Source organism: Streptomyces sp. NPDC006435, from assembly GCF_040612315.1.
Classification (GTDB): domain Bacteria; phylum Actinomycetota; class Actinomycetes; order Streptomycetales; family Streptomycetaceae; genus Streptomyces.
On record NZ_JBEXPY010000041.1, the window covers coordinates 16639 to 32988 of the forward strand.

Annotated in this window: 14 protein-coding genes; 5 read left to right on the forward strand and 9 right to left on the reverse strand. The window is 73.1% G+C overall.

What is annotated here, in order from left to right:
• Window positions 1-122: 122 nt before the first annotated feature.
• Window positions 123-539, reverse strand: a complete 417-nt coding sequence (locus ABZZ04_RS30685) for an acyl-CoA thioesterase (protein WP_356935485.1) — start codon at window positions 537-539, stop codon at window positions 123-125.
• A gap of 339 nt (window positions 540-878) precedes the next feature.
• Here ABZZ04_RS30685 and ABZZ04_RS30690 point away from each other — a divergent pair, with 339 nt between their 5' ends.
• A complete protein-coding gene (locus ABZZ04_RS30690; protein WP_356935486.1) occupies window positions 879-3899 on the forward strand; it encodes a carbohydrate binding domain-containing protein in 3021 nt (1006 codons plus the stop codon).
• Window positions 3900-4037: 138 nt separating this feature from the next.
• Here the strand turns inward: ABZZ04_RS30690 and ABZZ04_RS30695 are convergent, their stop codons facing one another.
• The 4 genes from ABZZ04_RS30695 to ABZZ04_RS30710 form a co-directional block, all read right to left on the reverse strand.
• Window positions 4038-5135: an NADH:flavin oxidoreductase/NADH oxidase gene (locus ABZZ04_RS30695; RefSeq protein WP_356935487.1), complete on the reverse strand. Its 1098-nt coding sequence runs from the start codon at window positions 5133-5135 to the stop codon at window positions 4038-4040.
• 125 nt (window positions 5136-5260) lie between these two features.
• Window positions 5261-5662: a hypothetical protein gene (locus tag ABZZ04_RS30700; protein WP_356935488.1), complete on the reverse strand. Its 402-nt coding sequence runs from the start codon at window positions 5660-5662 to the stop codon at window positions 5261-5263.
• Window positions 5663-5897: 235 nt separating this feature from the next.
• Window positions 5898-6422 (reverse strand): hypothetical protein, encoded by a 525-nt coding sequence (locus ABZZ04_RS30705; protein WP_356935489.1) that lies wholly within the window; start codon window positions 6420-6422, stop codon window positions 5898-5900.
• Between the two features lie 197 nt (window positions 6423-6619).
• The gene (locus ABZZ04_RS30710) at window positions 6620-7618 is read right to left on the reverse strand and encodes a hypothetical protein (protein WP_356935490.1); all 999 of its coding nucleotides are present in this window, start codon (window positions 7616-7618) and stop codon (window positions 6620-6622) included.
• 159 nt (window positions 7619-7777) lie between these two features.
• Between ABZZ04_RS30710 and ABZZ04_RS30715 the strand changes: the two genes are divergently transcribed.
• Entirely contained in the window at window positions 7778-8371 is a 594-nt protein-coding gene (locus ABZZ04_RS30715; protein WP_356935491.1) for a GNAT family N-acetyltransferase, read from the forward strand.
• A 12-nt stretch (window positions 8372-8383) separates the two neighbouring features.
• On the opposite strand, the gene ABZZ04_RS30720 is transcribed toward ABZZ04_RS30715, so the two are convergent.
• Window positions 8384-9100, reverse strand: coding sequence for a cupin (locus tag ABZZ04_RS30720; protein WP_356935492.1), 717 nt, complete (start codon window positions 9098-9100; stop codon window positions 8384-8386).
• Between the two features lie 200 nt (window positions 9101-9300).
• On the opposite strand from ABZZ04_RS30720, the gene ABZZ04_RS30725 reads away from it, so the two are divergent.
• Window positions 9301-10389, forward strand: a complete 1089-nt coding sequence (locus ABZZ04_RS30725; RefSeq protein WP_356935493.1) for an exo-alpha-sialidase — start codon at window positions 9301-9303, stop codon at window positions 10387-10389.
• Window positions 10390-10552: 163 nt separating this feature from the next.
• Here the strand turns inward: ABZZ04_RS30725 and ABZZ04_RS30730 are convergent, their stop codons facing one another.
• Window positions 10553-11230, reverse strand: a complete 678-nt coding sequence (locus ABZZ04_RS30730) for a uracil-DNA glycosylase (RefSeq protein WP_356935494.1) — start codon at window positions 11228-11230, stop codon at window positions 10553-10555.
• A gap of 183 nt (window positions 11231-11413) precedes the next feature.
• On the opposite strand from ABZZ04_RS30730, the gene ABZZ04_RS30735 reads away from it, so the two are divergent.
• Complete coding sequence (locus tag ABZZ04_RS30735; protein ID WP_356935495.1) at window positions 11414-12487, forward strand: BadF/BadG/BcrA/BcrD ATPase family protein; 1074 nt, start codon at window positions 11414-11416, stop codon at window positions 12485-12487.
• A 95-nt stretch (window positions 12488-12582) separates the two neighbouring features.
• The gene (locus ABZZ04_RS30740) at window positions 12583-13506 is read left to right on the forward strand and encodes a hypothetical protein (RefSeq protein ID WP_356935496.1); all 924 of its coding nucleotides are present in this window, start codon (window positions 12583-12585) and stop codon (window positions 13504-13506) included.
• A 93-nt stretch (window positions 13507-13599) separates the two neighbouring features.
• Here the strand turns inward: ABZZ04_RS30740 and ABZZ04_RS30745 are convergent, their stop codons facing one another.
• Entirely contained in the window at window positions 13600-14670 is a 1071-nt protein-coding gene (locus tag ABZZ04_RS30745) for a lactonase family protein (RefSeq protein WP_356935497.1), read from the reverse strand.
• A gap of 126 nt (window positions 14671-14796) precedes the next feature.
• Window positions 14797-16305 (reverse strand): FUSC family protein, encoded by a 1509-nt coding sequence (locus tag ABZZ04_RS30750; RefSeq protein WP_356935498.1) that lies wholly within the window; start codon window positions 16303-16305, stop codon window positions 14797-14799.
• Window positions 16306-16350 lie beyond the last annotated feature (45 nt).

A 16350-nucleotide genomic window follows, 5' to 3' on the forward strand; every position in this document is an offset into this window, starting at 1 on the left:
GATCGGTCCGGCCCGCCCCCCATACTACGAAACCCATCGTAGTTCGGGAGCGGAAGGCCGCCGCGGGAGACATCCGTCGAGTACCGCCCCGGTGCCGGACACCTCCGGCCCGGCCGACCGGGTCAGCCGGTGAGCAGGTCCGGGTTGTCGGCGAGCGAGGCGAGGTGCCCGGCCGGGTCGGAGATCAGCTTGCGGGCCGTCAGGTCCAGCATCCCTGCCACGCCGGTGACCTCCGCCGCGACGGTGCCGTCCTCCTTGAGTATCTGCTGCGCGACCGTGAACGTCTTCCCCTCGGCGTACACGAACCGGCAGGTCACCCGCACCCGGTCGCCGCCGCGCAGCTCCCGCAGGAACTTCACCGTCGTTTCGAGTGCCACCGGGCCCACGCCGCTGGCCAGCAGCTTGTCCTGCGGCAGGCCGGCCGCGCGCAGCAGCTCCCAGCGCGCGTGCTCGGCGTACTGCAGATAGACGGCCTGGTTGAGATGGCCCTGGGTGTCGAGTTCGTAGCCCCGGACGGTCACGTCCACAGAAAAGGTCATGGACGTCCCAACCCCGCAGCGCATTCCGTCATTCCCCGCCGCCTCGCCCTCACCCCGTTTCCGTTCCTCGCCCCCGCCCCCGCCCCCGCCCTCCGGACGCATCTCTCCCCGCCCCGAGCCCGTGCCGCAACCCTTTACGCGTCCGTCACGCCCCGGTACCTTCCTTGCCGCAAGAGATTGCAGAAAAATTCCGACAGATCTTGCTGTCCGGAACGGACTGCTCGCCCGAACCCCGAGGCGCGTCAGGGTTCTCCGGCGGGACCTCGCAGGCGGTCGTCGAGCGCCTGCGCCGTTGGCCGCCCCGGCCGCCCGGCCGTGGGCCCTCCCCTGGAGACGCAGATGAAACGCACCCCCCTACGGCTGCTGAGACGCCCCCTGGCGGCAGCCGCGGCCACCGCAGGAATTCTGGGACTTCTCGCCGCCGCACCGGAGTCCGATGCTCCGGCCGCCGTTCCCGTGGCGGCGGCGGAGAACACCGCGACGGTCTTCTACTACACGAAGACGAAGAACTGGGCGGCGTACGACCTGCACTACGCACCGGACGGCGGAAGCTGGACGACCGTGCCGGGAGTACGGATGGAGGCCGCCTGCACAGACTGGGTGAAGAAGACCGTCGATCTGGGCTCCGCGTCCGGGCTGTCCGCGACGTTCAACGACGGGGCGGGGGTCTGGGACAACAACGCGGGGAAGAACTACGCCCTGGGCACCGGCTCCGTCACCGTCAAGGACGGGGTCGTGGCCCACAGCGATCCGTGCGCCGGCACCGGTGGCCCGGACCCCTCGCCCTCCCCGACCGGCTCGGGGGCCGCCACCGTCTACTACTCGACCGCGACGGTCGGCTGGACCACCACCAACATCCACTACCAGCCCTCGGGCGGGACGTGGACCACCGTCCCGGGCGTGGGCATGGAGCCGGCCTGCACCGGCTGGACGAAGCGGTCCGTCGATCTCCCCGAAGGGGCCTCCCTGCGGGCCGCGTTCAACAACGGCAACGGGGTCTGGGACAACAACGGCGGCCGTGACTACACGATCCCGGCGGGCGTCTCGACGGTCGAGAACGGCACGGTCACCGCCGACGCCGAGGACCCGTGCGCCGAGGAGCCGGCCGACACCGAGGCCCCGTCCGTGCCGACGAAGGTCGCCGCCGACGCGGACGGGGTGTCGGTCGTACTGACGTGGGAGCCGTCCACCGACGACCGGGGCGTCACCAAGTACCAGGTCACCCGGACCGGCGGCACCAGGGGAACGACGGTCGTCGACGTCGGTTCCACCGTCCACTCCGACACGGACCTGGAGGAGCGGACGGCCTACAGCTACACGGTGAGGGCGGTGGACGCGGCGGGCAACGTGTCCGCGGCTTCGGCCCCCGCCACCGCGACCACCGGGGAACGGCCCGCCACACCGGCCGCCGGGAAGCCCCTGGGCACCGACCCGCGCAAGGACCCGATCTACTTCGTGCTCACCGCGCGGTTCAACGACGGCGACCCCTCCAACAACCGGGGCGGCAGCCAGCACGTGAAGTCCGGCAACGCGGCCAACGACGACCCGATGTTCCGCGGCGACTTCAAGGGCCTGGTCGAACGGCTCGACTACATCAAGGGGCTGGGCTTCTCCGCCGTCTGGATCACCCCGGTGGTGCTGAACCGGTCCGACTACGACTACCACGGCTATCACGGCTACGACTTCTACGAGGTGGACGGCCGGCTGGAGTCCGCGGGCGCCTCGTACCAGGACCTGATCAACGCCGCCCACGCCAAGGGCATGAAGATCTACCAGGACGTCGTCTACAACCACTCCTCGCGCTGGGGCGCCAAGGGCCTGTTCACGCCGACGGTGTACGGGGTCCGCGACGACCAGTGGAGCTGGTACTACGACGAGAGGAACGAGGGCTTCGAGTACGACGGCGTGAGCGTCGAGACCAAGTCGGGGAAGTCGTACTACAACGGCGACCTCTGGTCCACCGCCGAACCCTCCGGCAACACCTGTCTCAACTGGGGCAAGCCCACGGGCGGAACCTCACCCGAGGGGTACAGGCTCTACAACTGCCAGTGGCCGAACCCCACTTCCGGCATGTTCCCGAAGGCGTACTACCACAACTGCTGGATCGGCAACTGGGAGGGCGAGGACGCGCGCAGCTGCTGGCTGCACGAGGACCTTGCCGACTTCGACACCGAGAGCGCACCCGTCCAGAACTATCTGATCGGCGCCTACGACAAGTACATCGACATGGGGGTGGACGGCTTCCGCGTCGACACCGCCGTGCACATCCCCCGCACCACCTGGAACCGCCGATTCCTGCCCGCGATCCAGGAACGTGTCGACTCGCGGTTCGGCGCGCAGGCCGCGAAGAACTTCTTCGTCTTCGGCGAGGTCGCCGCCTTCGTCAACGACAAGTGGAACCGCGGCTCGGTCAACCACTCGGCGCAGTTCTACACCTGGAAGGAGCGCAAGGAGTACGACGCCGACGACGCGAAGGCCGCCCTGGAGATGTACGACTACGAGCAGCAGCAGGGCACCGGTTCCCAGCCCACGTCCGCCAACGCCTTCCTGGACGGCAACACCTACCGGACACCGGACCGCAGCCGGTTCTCCGGCATGAACGTCATCGACATGCGGATGCACATGAACTTCGGTGACGCCACCAACGCGTACAACAACGGCAAGGACTCCGACGACAGTTACAACGACGCGACGTACAACGTCGTGTACGTCGACAGCCACGACTACGGCCCCAACAAGAGCAGCGAGCGCTACGCGGGCGGCACCGACGCCTGGGCCGAGAACATGTCGCTGATGTGGACGTTCCGCGGGATCCCGACCCTGTACTACGGCTCCGAGATCGAGTTCCAGGCGGGCAGGAAGATCGACTGCGGGCCCAGCTGCCCGCTGGCGACCACCGGCCGGGCGTACTACGGCGACCACCTCGCCGGCACGGTCGCGGCATCCGACTTCGGCAAGGTCTCGTCGGCCACCGGCGAGGTCGCCCGCACGCTGGAGAAGCCGCTGGTCAAGCATCTGCAACGGCTCAACGGGATCCGGCGTGCCGTGCCCGCGCTGCAGATGGGCCAGTACTCCACCGAGGGCATCACCGGCTCCATGGCGTACAAGCGCCGCTACACCGACGCCGCGAGCGGGGTCGACAGCTTCGCGCTGGTGACCGTCACCGGCGGCGCCACGTACACCGGGATCCCCAACGGCACCTACAAGGACGCCGTCACCGGGGACACCCGGGTGGTGTCGGACGGCAGGCTCTCGGTCGCGGCGCCCGGCAAGGGCAACCTCCGGGTCTACGTCCTCGACCTGGGCGGTGACAACGCGGCCCCGGGCAAGATCGGCACGGCGGGCCCGTACCTGAAGTAGCCGGACCGGACCCGCGGGCCGGGGCGGTTCCCCCGGCCCGCGGATCCGCCCGCCCGCGGGCTCTCCGGCTCGCGGCCCCTCCGATGCGCGGGGCCTCCGGAGCGCGGGGCCTCCGGAGTGATCGGCCGGAGGGCCCGGTCAGACCGCCCGGAGGTACTGGTCCGGGACATGGATGTCGGCGCCCAGTTCACGGGCCGCCTGCTGGGCCCACGACGGGTTGCGCAGCAGTTCGCGCCCGAGGAGCACCGCGTCCGCCCGCCCCTCGGTGAGGATCTTCTCGGCCTGCTGCGGTTCGGTGATCAGGCCCACCGCCGCCACGGGGAGCGAGGTCTCGTTCCTGACCCGCTCGGCGAACGGCACCTGGTACCCCGGTCCGGTCTCGATGCGGGCGTGCGGGGCGTTGCCGCCGCTGGAGACGTCCAGCAGGTCGACGCCGTGCGCCTGGAGCTCCCCGGCCAGCCGCACGGTCTCGTCGACGGTCCAGCCCTCGCGCTCGTCCTCGTCGTTCTCCGTGAGCCAGTCCGTCGCGGAGATACGGAAGAAGACCGGCAGCTCCTCCGGCCAGACCTCACGGACCGCGTCGACGACCTGGAGCGCGAGGCGGGCGCGGTTCTCGAAGCTGCCGCCGTACTCGTCGGTGCGCCGGTTGCTGTGCGGGGAGAGGAACTCGCCGATGAGGTACCCGTGCGCACCGTGCACCTCGGCGACCTGGAACCCCGCCTCGACCGCGCGGCGCGCCGCGTCGCGGAACTGGTCGACGACGCCCCGGATCTCCTCGGTGGTCAGCTCGTGCGGCACGGGGTGGCCGTCGTCGAAGGGCAGCGGGCTGGGGCCGACGGGCGTCCAGCCGTGCGCCTCGGGTCCGACCGGGGCCCCGCCCAGCCAGGGAGCCGCCGTGGACGCCTTGCGTCCGGCATGCGCGAGCTGGATGCCGGGGACGGAGCCCTGCCCCTTGATGAAGTCGGTGATGCGACGGAGGGCGGCGACCTGGGTGTCGTTCCAGATGCCGAGGTCGGCGGGGCTGATCCGGCCCTCGGGGCTGACGGCCGTCGCCTCGGTGATGATGAGCCCGGTGCCGCCGATGGCCCGCGCCGCGAGGTGGGCGAAGTGCCAGTCGGTCGCGACGCCCGCGTCCGGCCCGACGGGAGCGGCGCTGTACTGGCACATGGGTGCCATCCAGACCCGGTTGGGAATGACGAGCGACCGCAGGGTGTAGGGCTCGAAGAGGGCACTCACGTCGGACTCCGTTTCGACGGGTACGGAAGAATCGTTAGTACGATACACACCGTACTACGACGTCCGTCAAATTACGATGCCTCTCGTACAAGGGAGGGTCCGGCCGGGTGGCCGGGGGAACTCCGTCACCCGCCTCCGGCCCGCTGCCGCAGCGCGATGCCGGCGTCCGCGTCGTACGCCTGGGTCCAGCTGCGCCCGGCGCCCGACCTCCAGGTGACGTGCGCGGTGGCCCCGTCGACCCTGATCTCCTCCACCGTCATGGTCCGGTCGCCGTCCCGCACGTCCCCGCGCCGCAGCTCGCGCGCCCTGACCGTGACGGGCTCCGCCGGCCGGACCCTCTCGGCCTCGTCCGCCGCACGGACGAGGGCCGCCGCCAGTTCCCGGGCCCGGTCGGGGGTGCAGCTCAACGAGAGCCCGCCCGACGGCGCAGAGGCCCTGAGCCCGACCCGCGCCCCGGCGGGAACCACTTCCAGGGACGCCCCGCGCCCGTCGCCGTCCTCGAACCCGCCGCCGTGTCCGCCCGTCATCGCCGCACTCTCCGTTCCTCGCCCGGTCCGCCCGCCGGTCCGGTCACCCGGATTCCAGCACACGGGCGCCCCTCCACCGGGAAGGGGCCGACACCGGACCGCTCCCCCGGTCGACGCCGCCGTCCGGTCGCCGTCATGGACGACGCCGCGTCGTCGGACCGCCCGGGCCGCCCGACGCGCGCGGGAAGCGCACGGCGGGCGGCCTCCGCCGGAAACGGATTCCGGAACCGTCGGCTCAGGCGTGCCAGATCTTCACGTAGCCGACGTTGTTGTTGTAGATCTCGTCACCGAAGCTCTCCGGGAGGGTGAAGGACTTCGAGTGGGTCTTTGCGATGTTGGTCAGCTTGAGCTTGTTGCACTGGCCGTATCCCCTGATCGACGAAAGGCTGTCCTTCCAGTCGTCGCTGGGCTCGAACCCGTACCCCGCGCCGTCGCACGTCCCGTAGTCGCCGTAGATGTCGGACACCATCTTGCCCTTGTAGCCGCCGTCCGAGTACCACGTCATCAGCTTCGTCGACGCGGCGGCACGAAGACCCCGGCGGGCCTCTTCCGGGGAGTTCGACGAGCACGACTCGCGGAGCGTCTCCAGCTTCCCGGAGGCGTCCTTCTGCCCCACCACCTTCGCGCAGTACTTGGTCGCTGCGGATCCATCCGCCGGTGCCGCGGTGGCGGGAGCGGCCAGGGCGGCGGAACCGGCGATCATCGCGGTGCCGATCACGCCGGTTGCGATCTTCCCGATCCGGGAACGGTTGAACTTCATGGGAAATCCCCTCTCTTGTGGAGAGCAAGCGGCATATGAGTTGCCATATCCCGTTCTTGCCTCGGTGTACGAGAAAGGTCGCAGCAGCCCACGGCGGCCGGGAAGACTGTTCGGCCGAGGCCGAATGTGGGGTCGGGCCGTTCCGGATGCCGAGCCGGTGGACGGGGCGCGGCGACACCGGCGCTCGGGGTCGGCGTTCAGGACTCCAGCGCCTCGCGTATCTGCCTGCGGGTCAGCTTGTGCCCGACGCGGGTGGACAGCCGGTGCAGTTCGGGTCGGCCCAGGTCGTGCGGGAGGCCGGCCAGGGCGCGTACGGCCGCGCCGGTCGAGGAGGTCCGCAGAGGAGGGCGTTCGACCAGGGCGCCGAGGACGCGGATCGTTCCGGGGCACGGCGGGAGCAGCGGGAGCAGCCGTACGAGGCCCACGAGCGCGGGCAGGTTGTACGGGTCGTAGGCGCCGTCGTCGCGGCCTCCGCCCTCGGCGGCGAGGTCCAGCCAGGGGATCACCGTGTCCCGGACCCGTCCGGGTCCGAGCGGATCGGTGAGGGCGAGCGCCCGGCGGTCCCAGGACCGGGCGGGGCGCCTGGCCGATGCGCGCAGCGCGTGCTCCACGAGGGCGTGCCAGGGACCGCCGAGCGCGGGCAGTTCGGCGAGGACCCGGTCGGCCCAGCGGTCACCGGGGCTGAGCACGGGTCCGCGCAGCCGGCCGAGCACGGGCTCCACGCACTCCCGCGGCCAGGAGCCCTCCAGGGCGGAGCGGCGGAGCAGTCCGACGACCTCGTCGTGCGGCTGCCTGCCCGCGTCGAGCAGCGCGTGGGCGCAGGTCCACAGGTCGTCCTCCGTCCCGCAGGACCACAGCCGGTCCGCCTTGTCCCTCAGCAGCGCCTCCCAGGCGTCGCACCAGGAGCGTTCCGCGAAGCCGCGCGACACGGCGGCGAGCAGCACCGCGGCGCGCCTCCCGGCATCGGTGCCGATCCGCTCCGAGGCCATGTGCTCGGCGAACGACCGGGCCAGACCCAGGCGTTGGCCCTCCGGCAGACCCCGCAGCACGGCCATGACTCCCAGGCCGTCGTCCCACCATCCGCTCCCCGGCAGGAGCAGGGCGTGCGACAGCGCCGCGGGGTCGCCCTTGTCGACGAGCCCCTGGACGTACTCCACCCGCTCCCGCGACTCCCACGGCGATGTCACCGGTTCCATGGCTCCCGACCGTACGGGCCGCCACTGACAACGCCGGGCCGCCGTCCGGTGGGCGTCGCGACGGAATCCCACCGTCCGCCCGGCCGTGGGGCGTCCGCCCGCCGGCCACGGGAAATGTCCGTTGCGGGCCGGCCGTGTCCCTGCGTAGCGTCACCGGTCATGACGCCCCCTGCCCTGAGCACCGCACGCCTGTGTCTGGAGCCGTACACGCCCGGCGACGAGGAGGACTTCGTCGCGCTCTTCCAGGACATCCGGGTTTCCCGCTGGATGGGCAACGGACCCTGCACCGAGGCCGAGGACCGCGCCCTGTTCGGGCGGATCTTCAGCAAGGTGTACGCGCGGGACCTGTTCGACGTGTGGGCGGTCCGGCACGAGGGCCGGTTCGTCGGGCACGCCGAGATCAAGCCGTCCGAGGAGGTGGGCGGCCACGAGATCGTCTACGCGCTGGCCGCCACCGCGTGGGGGCGCGGGTTCGGCACCGAGATCGCGGAGGTGCTGACCGGCTACGGCCTCGGCACGCTCGGGCTCCCCGAGGTGCACGCCACGGTGGACGCCGAGAACGCCGCGTCCCTGGCCCTGTTGGGCCGGATCGGGTTCCGGCACGTCCGGGACATGGTGGAGGACGACGGCGGCACGACCCGGGTGCTGACCCGTTCCGCCCCGTCCCGCCCCGAAGTCGACGCCGACGCCGACGCACGGGTCCGACCTCTGCCCGCATCCGGCCCGGAACCGGGGCCGGCGCCGTGGCCGTGAGGCTCCGGCCGGTCATCCCCGGTAGACGTCCAGGTGGCCGCACATGCCGAACTTCCCGTGTTCGGAGGGCCGTTCCGCGTGCACGCGGGCGTCGGCGAGGTAACCGCCGTCCCCGCGCTCCAGTGCGTCGAGCCGTTCGCCGGTCGCCGCGGCAGCGGCGGCGGCTCCCCGCCGCCAGCGGCCGCGCCAGTCCTCGATCCGGGGGCGCACCAGCGCGGCTGCGGCCCGGTGGAAGGCGGCGAGCGGGGCGGGGTCGCCCGCCTCGGTGGACTCGCGCAGGGCGAGGAAGCCCTCGATCGCGAGGTCGCGGCGGGCCCGGGCGGCCCGTTCCCGTTCCGCCTCGGAGCCGTCGACGGGCAGGGCGACCGCCGCCCGGTAGGTCTCCGGGTCCGTCAGATGCTCCGGCGGCAGGGTGAGCACGGCGTCGCCCGCCTCGGGCAGCCCGCTGTTCTCCATCAGGACGACGACGCGCAGCCCGTCCTCGTCGACGAGCCGGTGGATCGTGCCCGGCGCGAACCGGACCAACGCACCGGGCGACAGCGGTGTCCGCCGGAATCCCGAGGCGGTGAGGGTCTGCACCGAGCCCGCGCCCCCGACCACCACGTACCCCTCGGAGCAGGTGAGGTGGAGATGGGGCGTCCCGCCGCGCAGGCCGTCCGCGGTGGGCCAGTCGTAGACCCGCAGGTGGGACACCGCGACGGCGCCGGGCAGCCCCTCGAAGGTGGGCACAGTCGCTCCTCCGTCTTCCGTCCGGGCGGGAGCCCGCAGTCCGAACACTCGGCAAGCGCTTTCCGCGCCTGCCCGCACCGTACTCGCACCGCCCCGGCCGCGACAGACCCCGGATGCCGGTACCGCCCTGCGGGCCAGTGTCAGTGGCGGGGTGCAGACTGACCCTTATCCGACACAACGGCGTTTCGGGAGGTTCGGTCATGACCGACGTACTGCTCACCGTGGGCACCCGCAAGGGACTCTTCATCGGCCGCAGGCACGATGGCGCGTGGGAGTTCGACGGCCCGCACTTCAATTCCCAGGCGATCTACTCGGTCGCCATCGACACCCGGAGGAAGGTCCCCCGGCTGCTGGTCGGCGGCGACAGTTCGCACTGGGGCCCGTCGGTCTTCCACTCCGACGACCTGGGCGGGACGTGGGTGGAGCCGCGGCAACCGGCCGTGAAGTTCCCCGGGTTCACCGGGGCGTCGCTGGAGCGGGTCTGGCAGTTGCACCCGGCGGGCCCGGAGGCGCCCGACGTCGTGTACGCGGGTACGGAACCCGCCGCGCTGTTCCGGTCCGAGGACGGCGGGGAGTCGTTCGAGCTGGTCCGTCCGCTGTGGGAGCACCCGACGCGTTCGCAGTGGGTGCCCGGCGGTGGCGGCGAGGGGCTGCACACCGTCCTGACGGACCGGCGGGACGCCCACGCCGTGACCGTCGCGGTGTCCACGGCCGGAGTGTTCCGCACCAGGGACGGCGGCGCGAGCTGGGCCCCGGCGAACAAGGGGGTGTCGGCGGTCTTCCTGCCCGATCCGAATCCGGAGTTCGGCCAGTGCGTCCACAAGGTGACCAGGGACGCGGTCGACCCCGACCGGCTCTATCTCCAGAACCACTGGGGGGTGTTCCGCAGCGACGATTCCGGGGACAACTGGACCGACATCGGGCGGGGTCTGCCCTCGGACTTCGGTTTCGCCGCGGCCGCGCACCCGCATCGTCCGAACACGGTGTACGTCTTCCCGATCAACGCCGATTCCGACCGGGTGCCCGCCGAGCACCGCTGCCGGGTGTTCCGTACCGATGACGCGGGCGGGACCTGGGAGCCGCTGTCGGCCGGTCTGCCCGACGGCTCCCACTACGGCACGGTGCTGCGGGACGCCCTGTGCACGGACGACGCCGATCCGGCGGGCGTCTACTTCGGCAATCGCAACGGCGAGGTGTACGCGAGCGCGGACGACGGGGACAGCTGGCAGCAACTCGCCTCGCACCTGCCGGACGTCTTCTGCGTGCGGGCGGCGGTCATCGGCACCTGACCACCACCGTCGACCGGTCCGTGCGACCGGTCCCGCCCCGCCCACGACGCCCCTCCCCCGCGGACCCGGCCCCTCCGCGGGGAGGCCGGGTCCGTGCCGTTCCGTTCCATGCCGGTCCGGGAAGGCGCGTCGTGTCGTCCGGCGCGGTGCTCTCGCGGTCGCGCTACGGCAGTCGCCAGTCCACCGCCGGGGCGCCCTGGCCGAGCAGGAGTTCGTTGGTGCGGCTGAACGGGCGCGAGCCGAAGAAGCCGCGGTCCGCCGACATGGGCGAGGGGTGCGCGGACTCGATCGCCGGGTAGTCGCCGAGGAACGGCCGCAGGTTGCGGGCGTCGCGCCCCCACAGCACGGACACCAGTGGTTTGCCGCGCGCGGCCAGTGCCCGGATGGCCTGTTCGGTCACTTCCTCCCAGCCCTTGCCGCGGTGGGCGCCCGGCTTGCGGGGGGCCGTGGTGAGCGCCCTGTTCAGCAGCAGCACCCCTTGGCGTGTCCAGGGCGTCAGGTCGCCGTTGGACGGGCGCGGCAGGCCCAGGTCCGTATGGAGTTCCCGGAAGATGTTCTCCAGGCTGCCGGGCACCTGGCGGATCTCGGGGGCCACCGAGAAGCTCAGTCCCATCGCCATTCCGGGTGTCGGGTAGGGGTCCTGACCGACGATCAGGACGCGCACCTCGTCGAAGGGCTGCTGGAACGCGCGCAGGACGTTCGCCCCGGCCGGCAGGTAGGTGCGGCCCGCCGCGACCTCCGCCCGCAGGAAATCGCCCATCGCGGCGATGCGTCCGGCCACGGGGGCGAGTGCCTCGGCCCAACCGGGCTCTACTACTTCATTCAAGGGTCGTGGTGCCACGGTGGATCACTCTACCGGCGTAGTCGGACAACTCCCGTCCGTTCCCACCCGCATCGGCCCGCATCACCCCACATCGGCCCGGAGCCGCCCGGGCCGGCGCGACGGCCGCTCCCCCGGTTCCGGCCCGCGGGGGTGGGGATAGGCTGCCGCCGTCGTGATCCCCTTCCCCGTTGGAGCCGGTCCATGAGCTCAGCCAGGCGTTCGCCGGAAAGCACCGCTGCGGCACCGGGGCCGTACGTGCTCGGCGTGGACTCGGGCGGTTCGGGGCTGCGGGTGGCGCTGGGCACGGTCGACGCGTCCGGTCCGGTGGCGACGACGGTCTGCGCCGGGCCGGTGCGCACCGGCCCCGCCGGGATCGACGCGGACCACCTGCTGGAACAACTGCTGCCCGCCGCCCGCCGGTTGCTCCGGGAGCACGGCGGCGCGGACGACCGCGGGATCGGGGCCGTGGCGATCGGCGCCGCCGGGATGGCGACGCTCGGCGGACAGTTGCGCGCGGAGCTGCCGTCGGCCCTGGAGAAGGCACTCGGGGTGCGGCGACTGGCCCTCGCCGCCGACGCGGTGACCGCGTACGCGGGAGCGGTCGGCCAGCGTCCGGGCGCCGTCGTCGCGGGCGGCACGGGCATGATCGCGCTGGGTACGGACCTGCGGAGCTGGCGCCGGGCCGACGGCTGGGGGCACCTGCTGGGCGACAGCGGCGGCGGTGCCTGGATCGGCCGGGCCGGGCTGGAGGCGGCCATGCGCGCCCACGACGGGCGGCGCGGCGGGTCCGCCGCGCTGCTGGCCCGGCTGGAGGCGGTGTTCGGACCCGCGCCGGAACTGCCGGGGCTGCTCTATCCGCGTACCGACCGGCCCGCCGTGCTGGCCTCGTTCGCGCCCGAGGTCGCGGCGTGCGCCGGGGACGACCCGGTCGCCGCGGGCATCCTGCGCGAGGCCGCCGGGCACGTCGCGGACGCGGCCGCGGCGGTGTGCCCCGAGGCCGGGGCGGACGGCGAGCCGTGCGAGGTGGCGCTGACGGGCGGCCTGTTCCGGATGGGCGATCCGCTGCTGCGGCCGTTGCGCGAGGAACTGGCGCGCCGGCTCCCGCGGGCACGGGTGGTCCCCGGTTCGGGTGATCCGCTGACGGGCGCGCTCGTCATCGCCCGGGCGCTGGCGGCCGGGAACCTGCTGCTGCCCCGCCATCCGACACTGCTCGGCGTGCCTGGTGACGGGCCTGCGCGAGGATTCGAGCAGGAGACGACAGAGCAGGACAGTTAACTGTTATGCCACTCATCGGATAAAAGGGGACAGATGTCGCCCGTCCGGGCCCTCCCCGAACAGAGGCGCACCCAAAACCAGTAGCATGCGGCGCCATGAGCACCCCCACTGGGCCCGCTTCCGGCCTGCCTGTACGAATGCCGCGACCTCGCCAGTCCGGACGGCACCGCCGCCCGGAGCCCGTGGTCGCACCCGAGGGCGCCGCCGCGCTCGTCCTCGCCGTCCCCGGCACCCCCTCCTCGGCCACCCGCGGTCTGGCCGAGGAAGTGATCAGCATCGCCCGTTCCGAGCTGCCCGGCCTCAACGCCCGGATCGGTTACCTCGACGGTGACGACGCCGAGTACCCGGCGCTCTCCTCCGTGCTCGCCCACTGCGCCGCCGAGCGCGTCGCGCGCTACGAGCAGGCGCAGGCAGCGGGCCGCGAGGTCGCCGAGCCCGAGGGGCCGTCCGCCGTCGTCGTACCGCTGCTCGCGGGGCCCGACAGCGCCCTGATCCGGCGGATACGGCAGGCGGTGATGGACAGCGGCACGCAGGCCGAGCTGACCGACGTGCTGGGCCCGCACCCGCTGCTCGCCGAGGCGCTGCACGTACGCCTCTCCGAGGCCGGGCTGGCCCGCGCCGACCGGGCGAGGCTCTTCACGGTGGCCACGGCCGCCGACGGCATCGTGCTGGCCACGGTGGGCGGCGAGGAGGCCGTGCAGGCCGCCGGGATCACCGGCATGCTGCTGGCCGCCCGGCTGGCGGTGCCCGTGATGGCCGCGGCGCTCGACGTGGAGGGTTCCGTCGCGTCGATCGCCGAGCAGCTCACCGCGTCCGGCTCGGTGCAGCTCGCGGTGGCACCGTACCTGGTCGGTCCGGAGATCGCCGAGGGGCTGCTGGACGCCGCCGCGAAGGAGGCCGGCTGCGCCACGGCCGAGCCGCTCGGCGCGTACCCGGCGATCGGCAAGCTCGTGCTGTCGATGTACATGACGACGCTCGGGATCACGCCGGTGACGCCGCAGGGCGCCCAGGCGCACTGACCCGGTGCCGGGGGTTCCCGGCCGTCCACGATCGCCGTGCGGGACCGGTCCTCCGGTCCCGCACGGCGATCGTGTCGTGTACGGGGTGCGGTCTCAGCCGAAGACCACGCAGGAGGCGGCCGGGACGTCCAGTGAGCCGGCGCGCTCCGGGACGCCGGTCTCCGGGTCGATGTCGAACCAGGTGACGTCCCCGGACCGCTCGTTGGCCGCGTACAGCCGTCGCCCGGTGGGGTCGAGCGCGAGGTCGCGCGGCCAGTGCCCGCCGCAGTCCACGGTCGTGACCGGGGCGACCCGCTCGCCGGTTCCGTCGAGCGCGAGGACGGAGATGCTGTCGTGTCCCCGGTTGGCGGTCCAGAGGAACCGTCCGTCGTGCGAGACGACCGCCTCGGACGGGTACGTCACCGTGTCGCCGTCCGCCGATGCCCCGTCCGGCAGCACGGGCGTCTCCCCGACCGGCTCCAGGACTCCGGCGGCGGCGTTCCACCGGCACGTGGTGACGGTGGGTTCCAGTTCGTTCAGGACGTAGGCGTGGCCGCCCGCGGGGTGGAAGGCCAGGTGGCGCGGGCCCGTGCCCGGCCGCAGGGGCGTCTCGCCGTGCGGCCGCAGCGCCCCGGTGGCCGGGTCGAGTGCGCAGATGCGTACGGAGTCGGTCCCCAGGTCCACGGACAGGACCCAGTTCCCCGACGGGTCCGGCAGCACCTGGTGGGCGTGCGGGGACCGCTGGCGGTCGGGGTTCGGGCCGCTGCCCTCGTGCCGGAGCACGGACGCGGCCGGGCCGAGCGAACCGTCCGCCCGGACGGGCAGGGCGGTGACGCTGCCGGAGTTGTAGTTGGCGGTGAGCAGGTGGCCGCCCGCGAGTGCCAGATGGGTCGGGCCGCCGCCGTCCACCGGTCGGGTTCCGTCGATCGGCCGTGGTACGTCGCCGGTGACGTCCAGCGCGGCAGCCGCGCCGTCCTCGGTCTCGCTGACCGCGTAGAGCACGCCGCCGTCCGGTCCCGTGCCCCGGCCGAGGGCGAGGTACGAGGGGTCGGGCACCGCGTCCGTGGCGCCGAGGGCGGTCAGCGCCCCGGACTCCCCGTCCACGGCGGCGACGGTGATCCCCGGTCCGCCCGCCGAGGTGAACGAGCCGATGAACGCCCGTGTCGCACCGCTGTCGCTGCCCATCGCACTGCCCCTCTCAGCCGACTGATCACGGCCGTGCGTGCGGCCGTGATCTTCCGGGGCGACGGTAGCAGTGACCGCCTTGGTACGGACCAGCGCCTCGGCCGTCGGCCGGGGCGGCGGGGTGTCTCACGCTCCGACCAGTGGCGCCCCGGGGTCGGAGCGCAGCGGTGCGGCGAGTTCGGCGAGCGCCCGTTCCAGGCCGTGCAGATGGGCGAGCGCGGGCCCGGCCGCGGCCGGGTGCGGCGGGAGGCTCGGCGCGGTGTCCGCCCCGTGCGGCTGCTTCGGGGTCGTCAGGGCCTCCACGGACGCCTCCACGCGCCAGCAGGCGGCGGCGAGCCGGGCGTCGTGGCTGGCTTCCGGGTCGGCCGCGACGGAGGCCAGGCCGCGCACCTCGCGGGCGCAGTCGTCCAGCAGCGCGAGCACCTGCCCGGCGCGGACCCGGCGGGCGCGCAGCGGGCTCAGCGGGTGGACCAGCGGGGCCAGGGACAGCCGTACCCGGCCCAGGAGCGCCTCCAGTTCGGCGATCCGGGCCGCCGGGTCCGCGGTGGGCGATCCCGAGAGCCGGGCGGCGGCCTCCGCGGTGCAGGCGTGCACGCAGCGCAGTGCCCGCTGGATCCAGGCGTCGGTCGTGGCGTGCGTGGTGACGGGCAGTACGAGGAGCACCGCGAGCATCGCGCCGAGCGCGCCCACGCCGGTCTCCGCCAGCCGCAGCGCGAGCAGCGCCGGGTCCAGTACGCCGAGGAGTCCGTAGAGCGCGCCGGCCATCACCGTGACCGAGAGGACCATCCAGGTGTAGGAGACCGCCGCGGTGTAGAAGATGCCGAAGACCCCGGCGGCGACGAGGATCGCGGTGGGCACGGGCGCCCCGTGCAGCGGGACGACGACGGCCAGGCCGACGGGGACGCCGATCAGCGTTCCCAGGATCCGGCGGAAGCCGCGCACCAGCGTCTCGCCGCGCGATGCGGTGTTCACGAACACCCACCAGGTGGCGCCCACGGCCCAGTACCACCGCTCCTCGGAGAGGAGCAGTCCCGCCGCGAGGGCGAGGGCGGCGCCGACGGTCGCCTGGACCGCCTGGCGCGTGGTCGCCCTGGCCAGGCCCCGGCCGGTCACCGGGGCGAGCGCGACGGCGGGCGGCTGCCGCCGCTCGTAGCACCACAGTCCGAAGCGGACGGTCGACGAGACGAGCAGCGAGAGGGCGATCGCGGTGTACAGCTCGGGCAGCTGTCCCGGCAGGGTGTGGAGGAACTGCGCGGTGAAGAAGGCCATGAACGCGAACACGCCGAGCGAGTGGCCGCGCGGCCCCCAGCGCCGGGCGTACACACCCGCACCCACGATCGCGAGGAAGACCGCGTCGCGGGCCACCGGGTGGTCGTGCAGCCCCGCGGCGAGGGCGAGCACGGGGAAACCGACGACGGGCAGCAGGGCCGTCGTGACCGCCTGGCCCCGCACCGTGGTGTCCAGCACGGTGAACATGGCCAGCAGCGCGGCGAGCCCGCCGGTGATGGCCGCGACGAGCGAGTGGCCGGCCAGTCCGCACAGCGCGACGGCCGCTCCGATGCCGAGGACGGCCCGGAGGGCGCCGCGCAGCCGCGCCCGGCCCGGGTCCGGGGAAACGAACATCCTCTTCAGCACCGCATGCTCCCGCTTCAGCGCACCGGCTCCGTGCACCGGCATGAA

Coding starts and splice junctions, on each gene's coding strand:
- ABZZ04_RS30700 (WP_356935488.1), bottom strand. CDS start 5,662: ATGACGGGCGGACACGGCGGCGGGTTCGAGGACGGCGACGGGCGCGGG.
- ABZZ04_RS30745 (WP_356935497.1), bottom strand. CDS start 14,670: ATGGGCAGCGACAGCGGTGCGACACGGGCGTTCATCGGCTCGTTCACC.
- ABZZ04_RS30725 (WP_356935493.1), top strand. CDS start 9,301: ATGACCGACGTACTGCTCACCGTGGGCACCCGCAAGGGACTCTTCATC.
- ABZZ04_RS30740 (WP_356935496.1), top strand. CDS start 12,583: ATGAGCACCCCCACTGGGCCCGCTTCCGGCCTGCCTGTACGAATGCCG.
- ABZZ04_RS30705 (WP_356935489.1), bottom strand. CDS start 6,422: ATGAAGTTCAACCGTTCCCGGATCGGGAAGATCGCAACCGGCGTGATC.
- ABZZ04_RS30710 (WP_356935490.1), bottom strand. CDS start 7,618: ATGGAACCGGTGACATCGCCGTGGGAGTCGCGGGAGCGGGTGGAGTAC.
- ABZZ04_RS30685 (WP_356935485.1), bottom strand. CDS start 539: ATGACCTTTTCTGTGGACGTGACCGTCCGGGGCTACGAACTCGACACC.
- ABZZ04_RS30735 (WP_356935495.1), top strand. CDS start 11,414: ATGAGCTCAGCCAGGCGTTCGCCGGAAAGCACCGCTGCGGCACCGGGG.
- ABZZ04_RS30690 (WP_356935486.1), top strand. CDS start 879: ATGAAACGCACCCCCCTACGGCTGCTGAGACGCCCCCTGGCGGCAGCC.
- ABZZ04_RS30715 (WP_356935491.1), top strand. CDS start 7,778: ATGACGCCCCCTGCCCTGAGCACCGCACGCCTGTGTCTGGAGCCGTAC.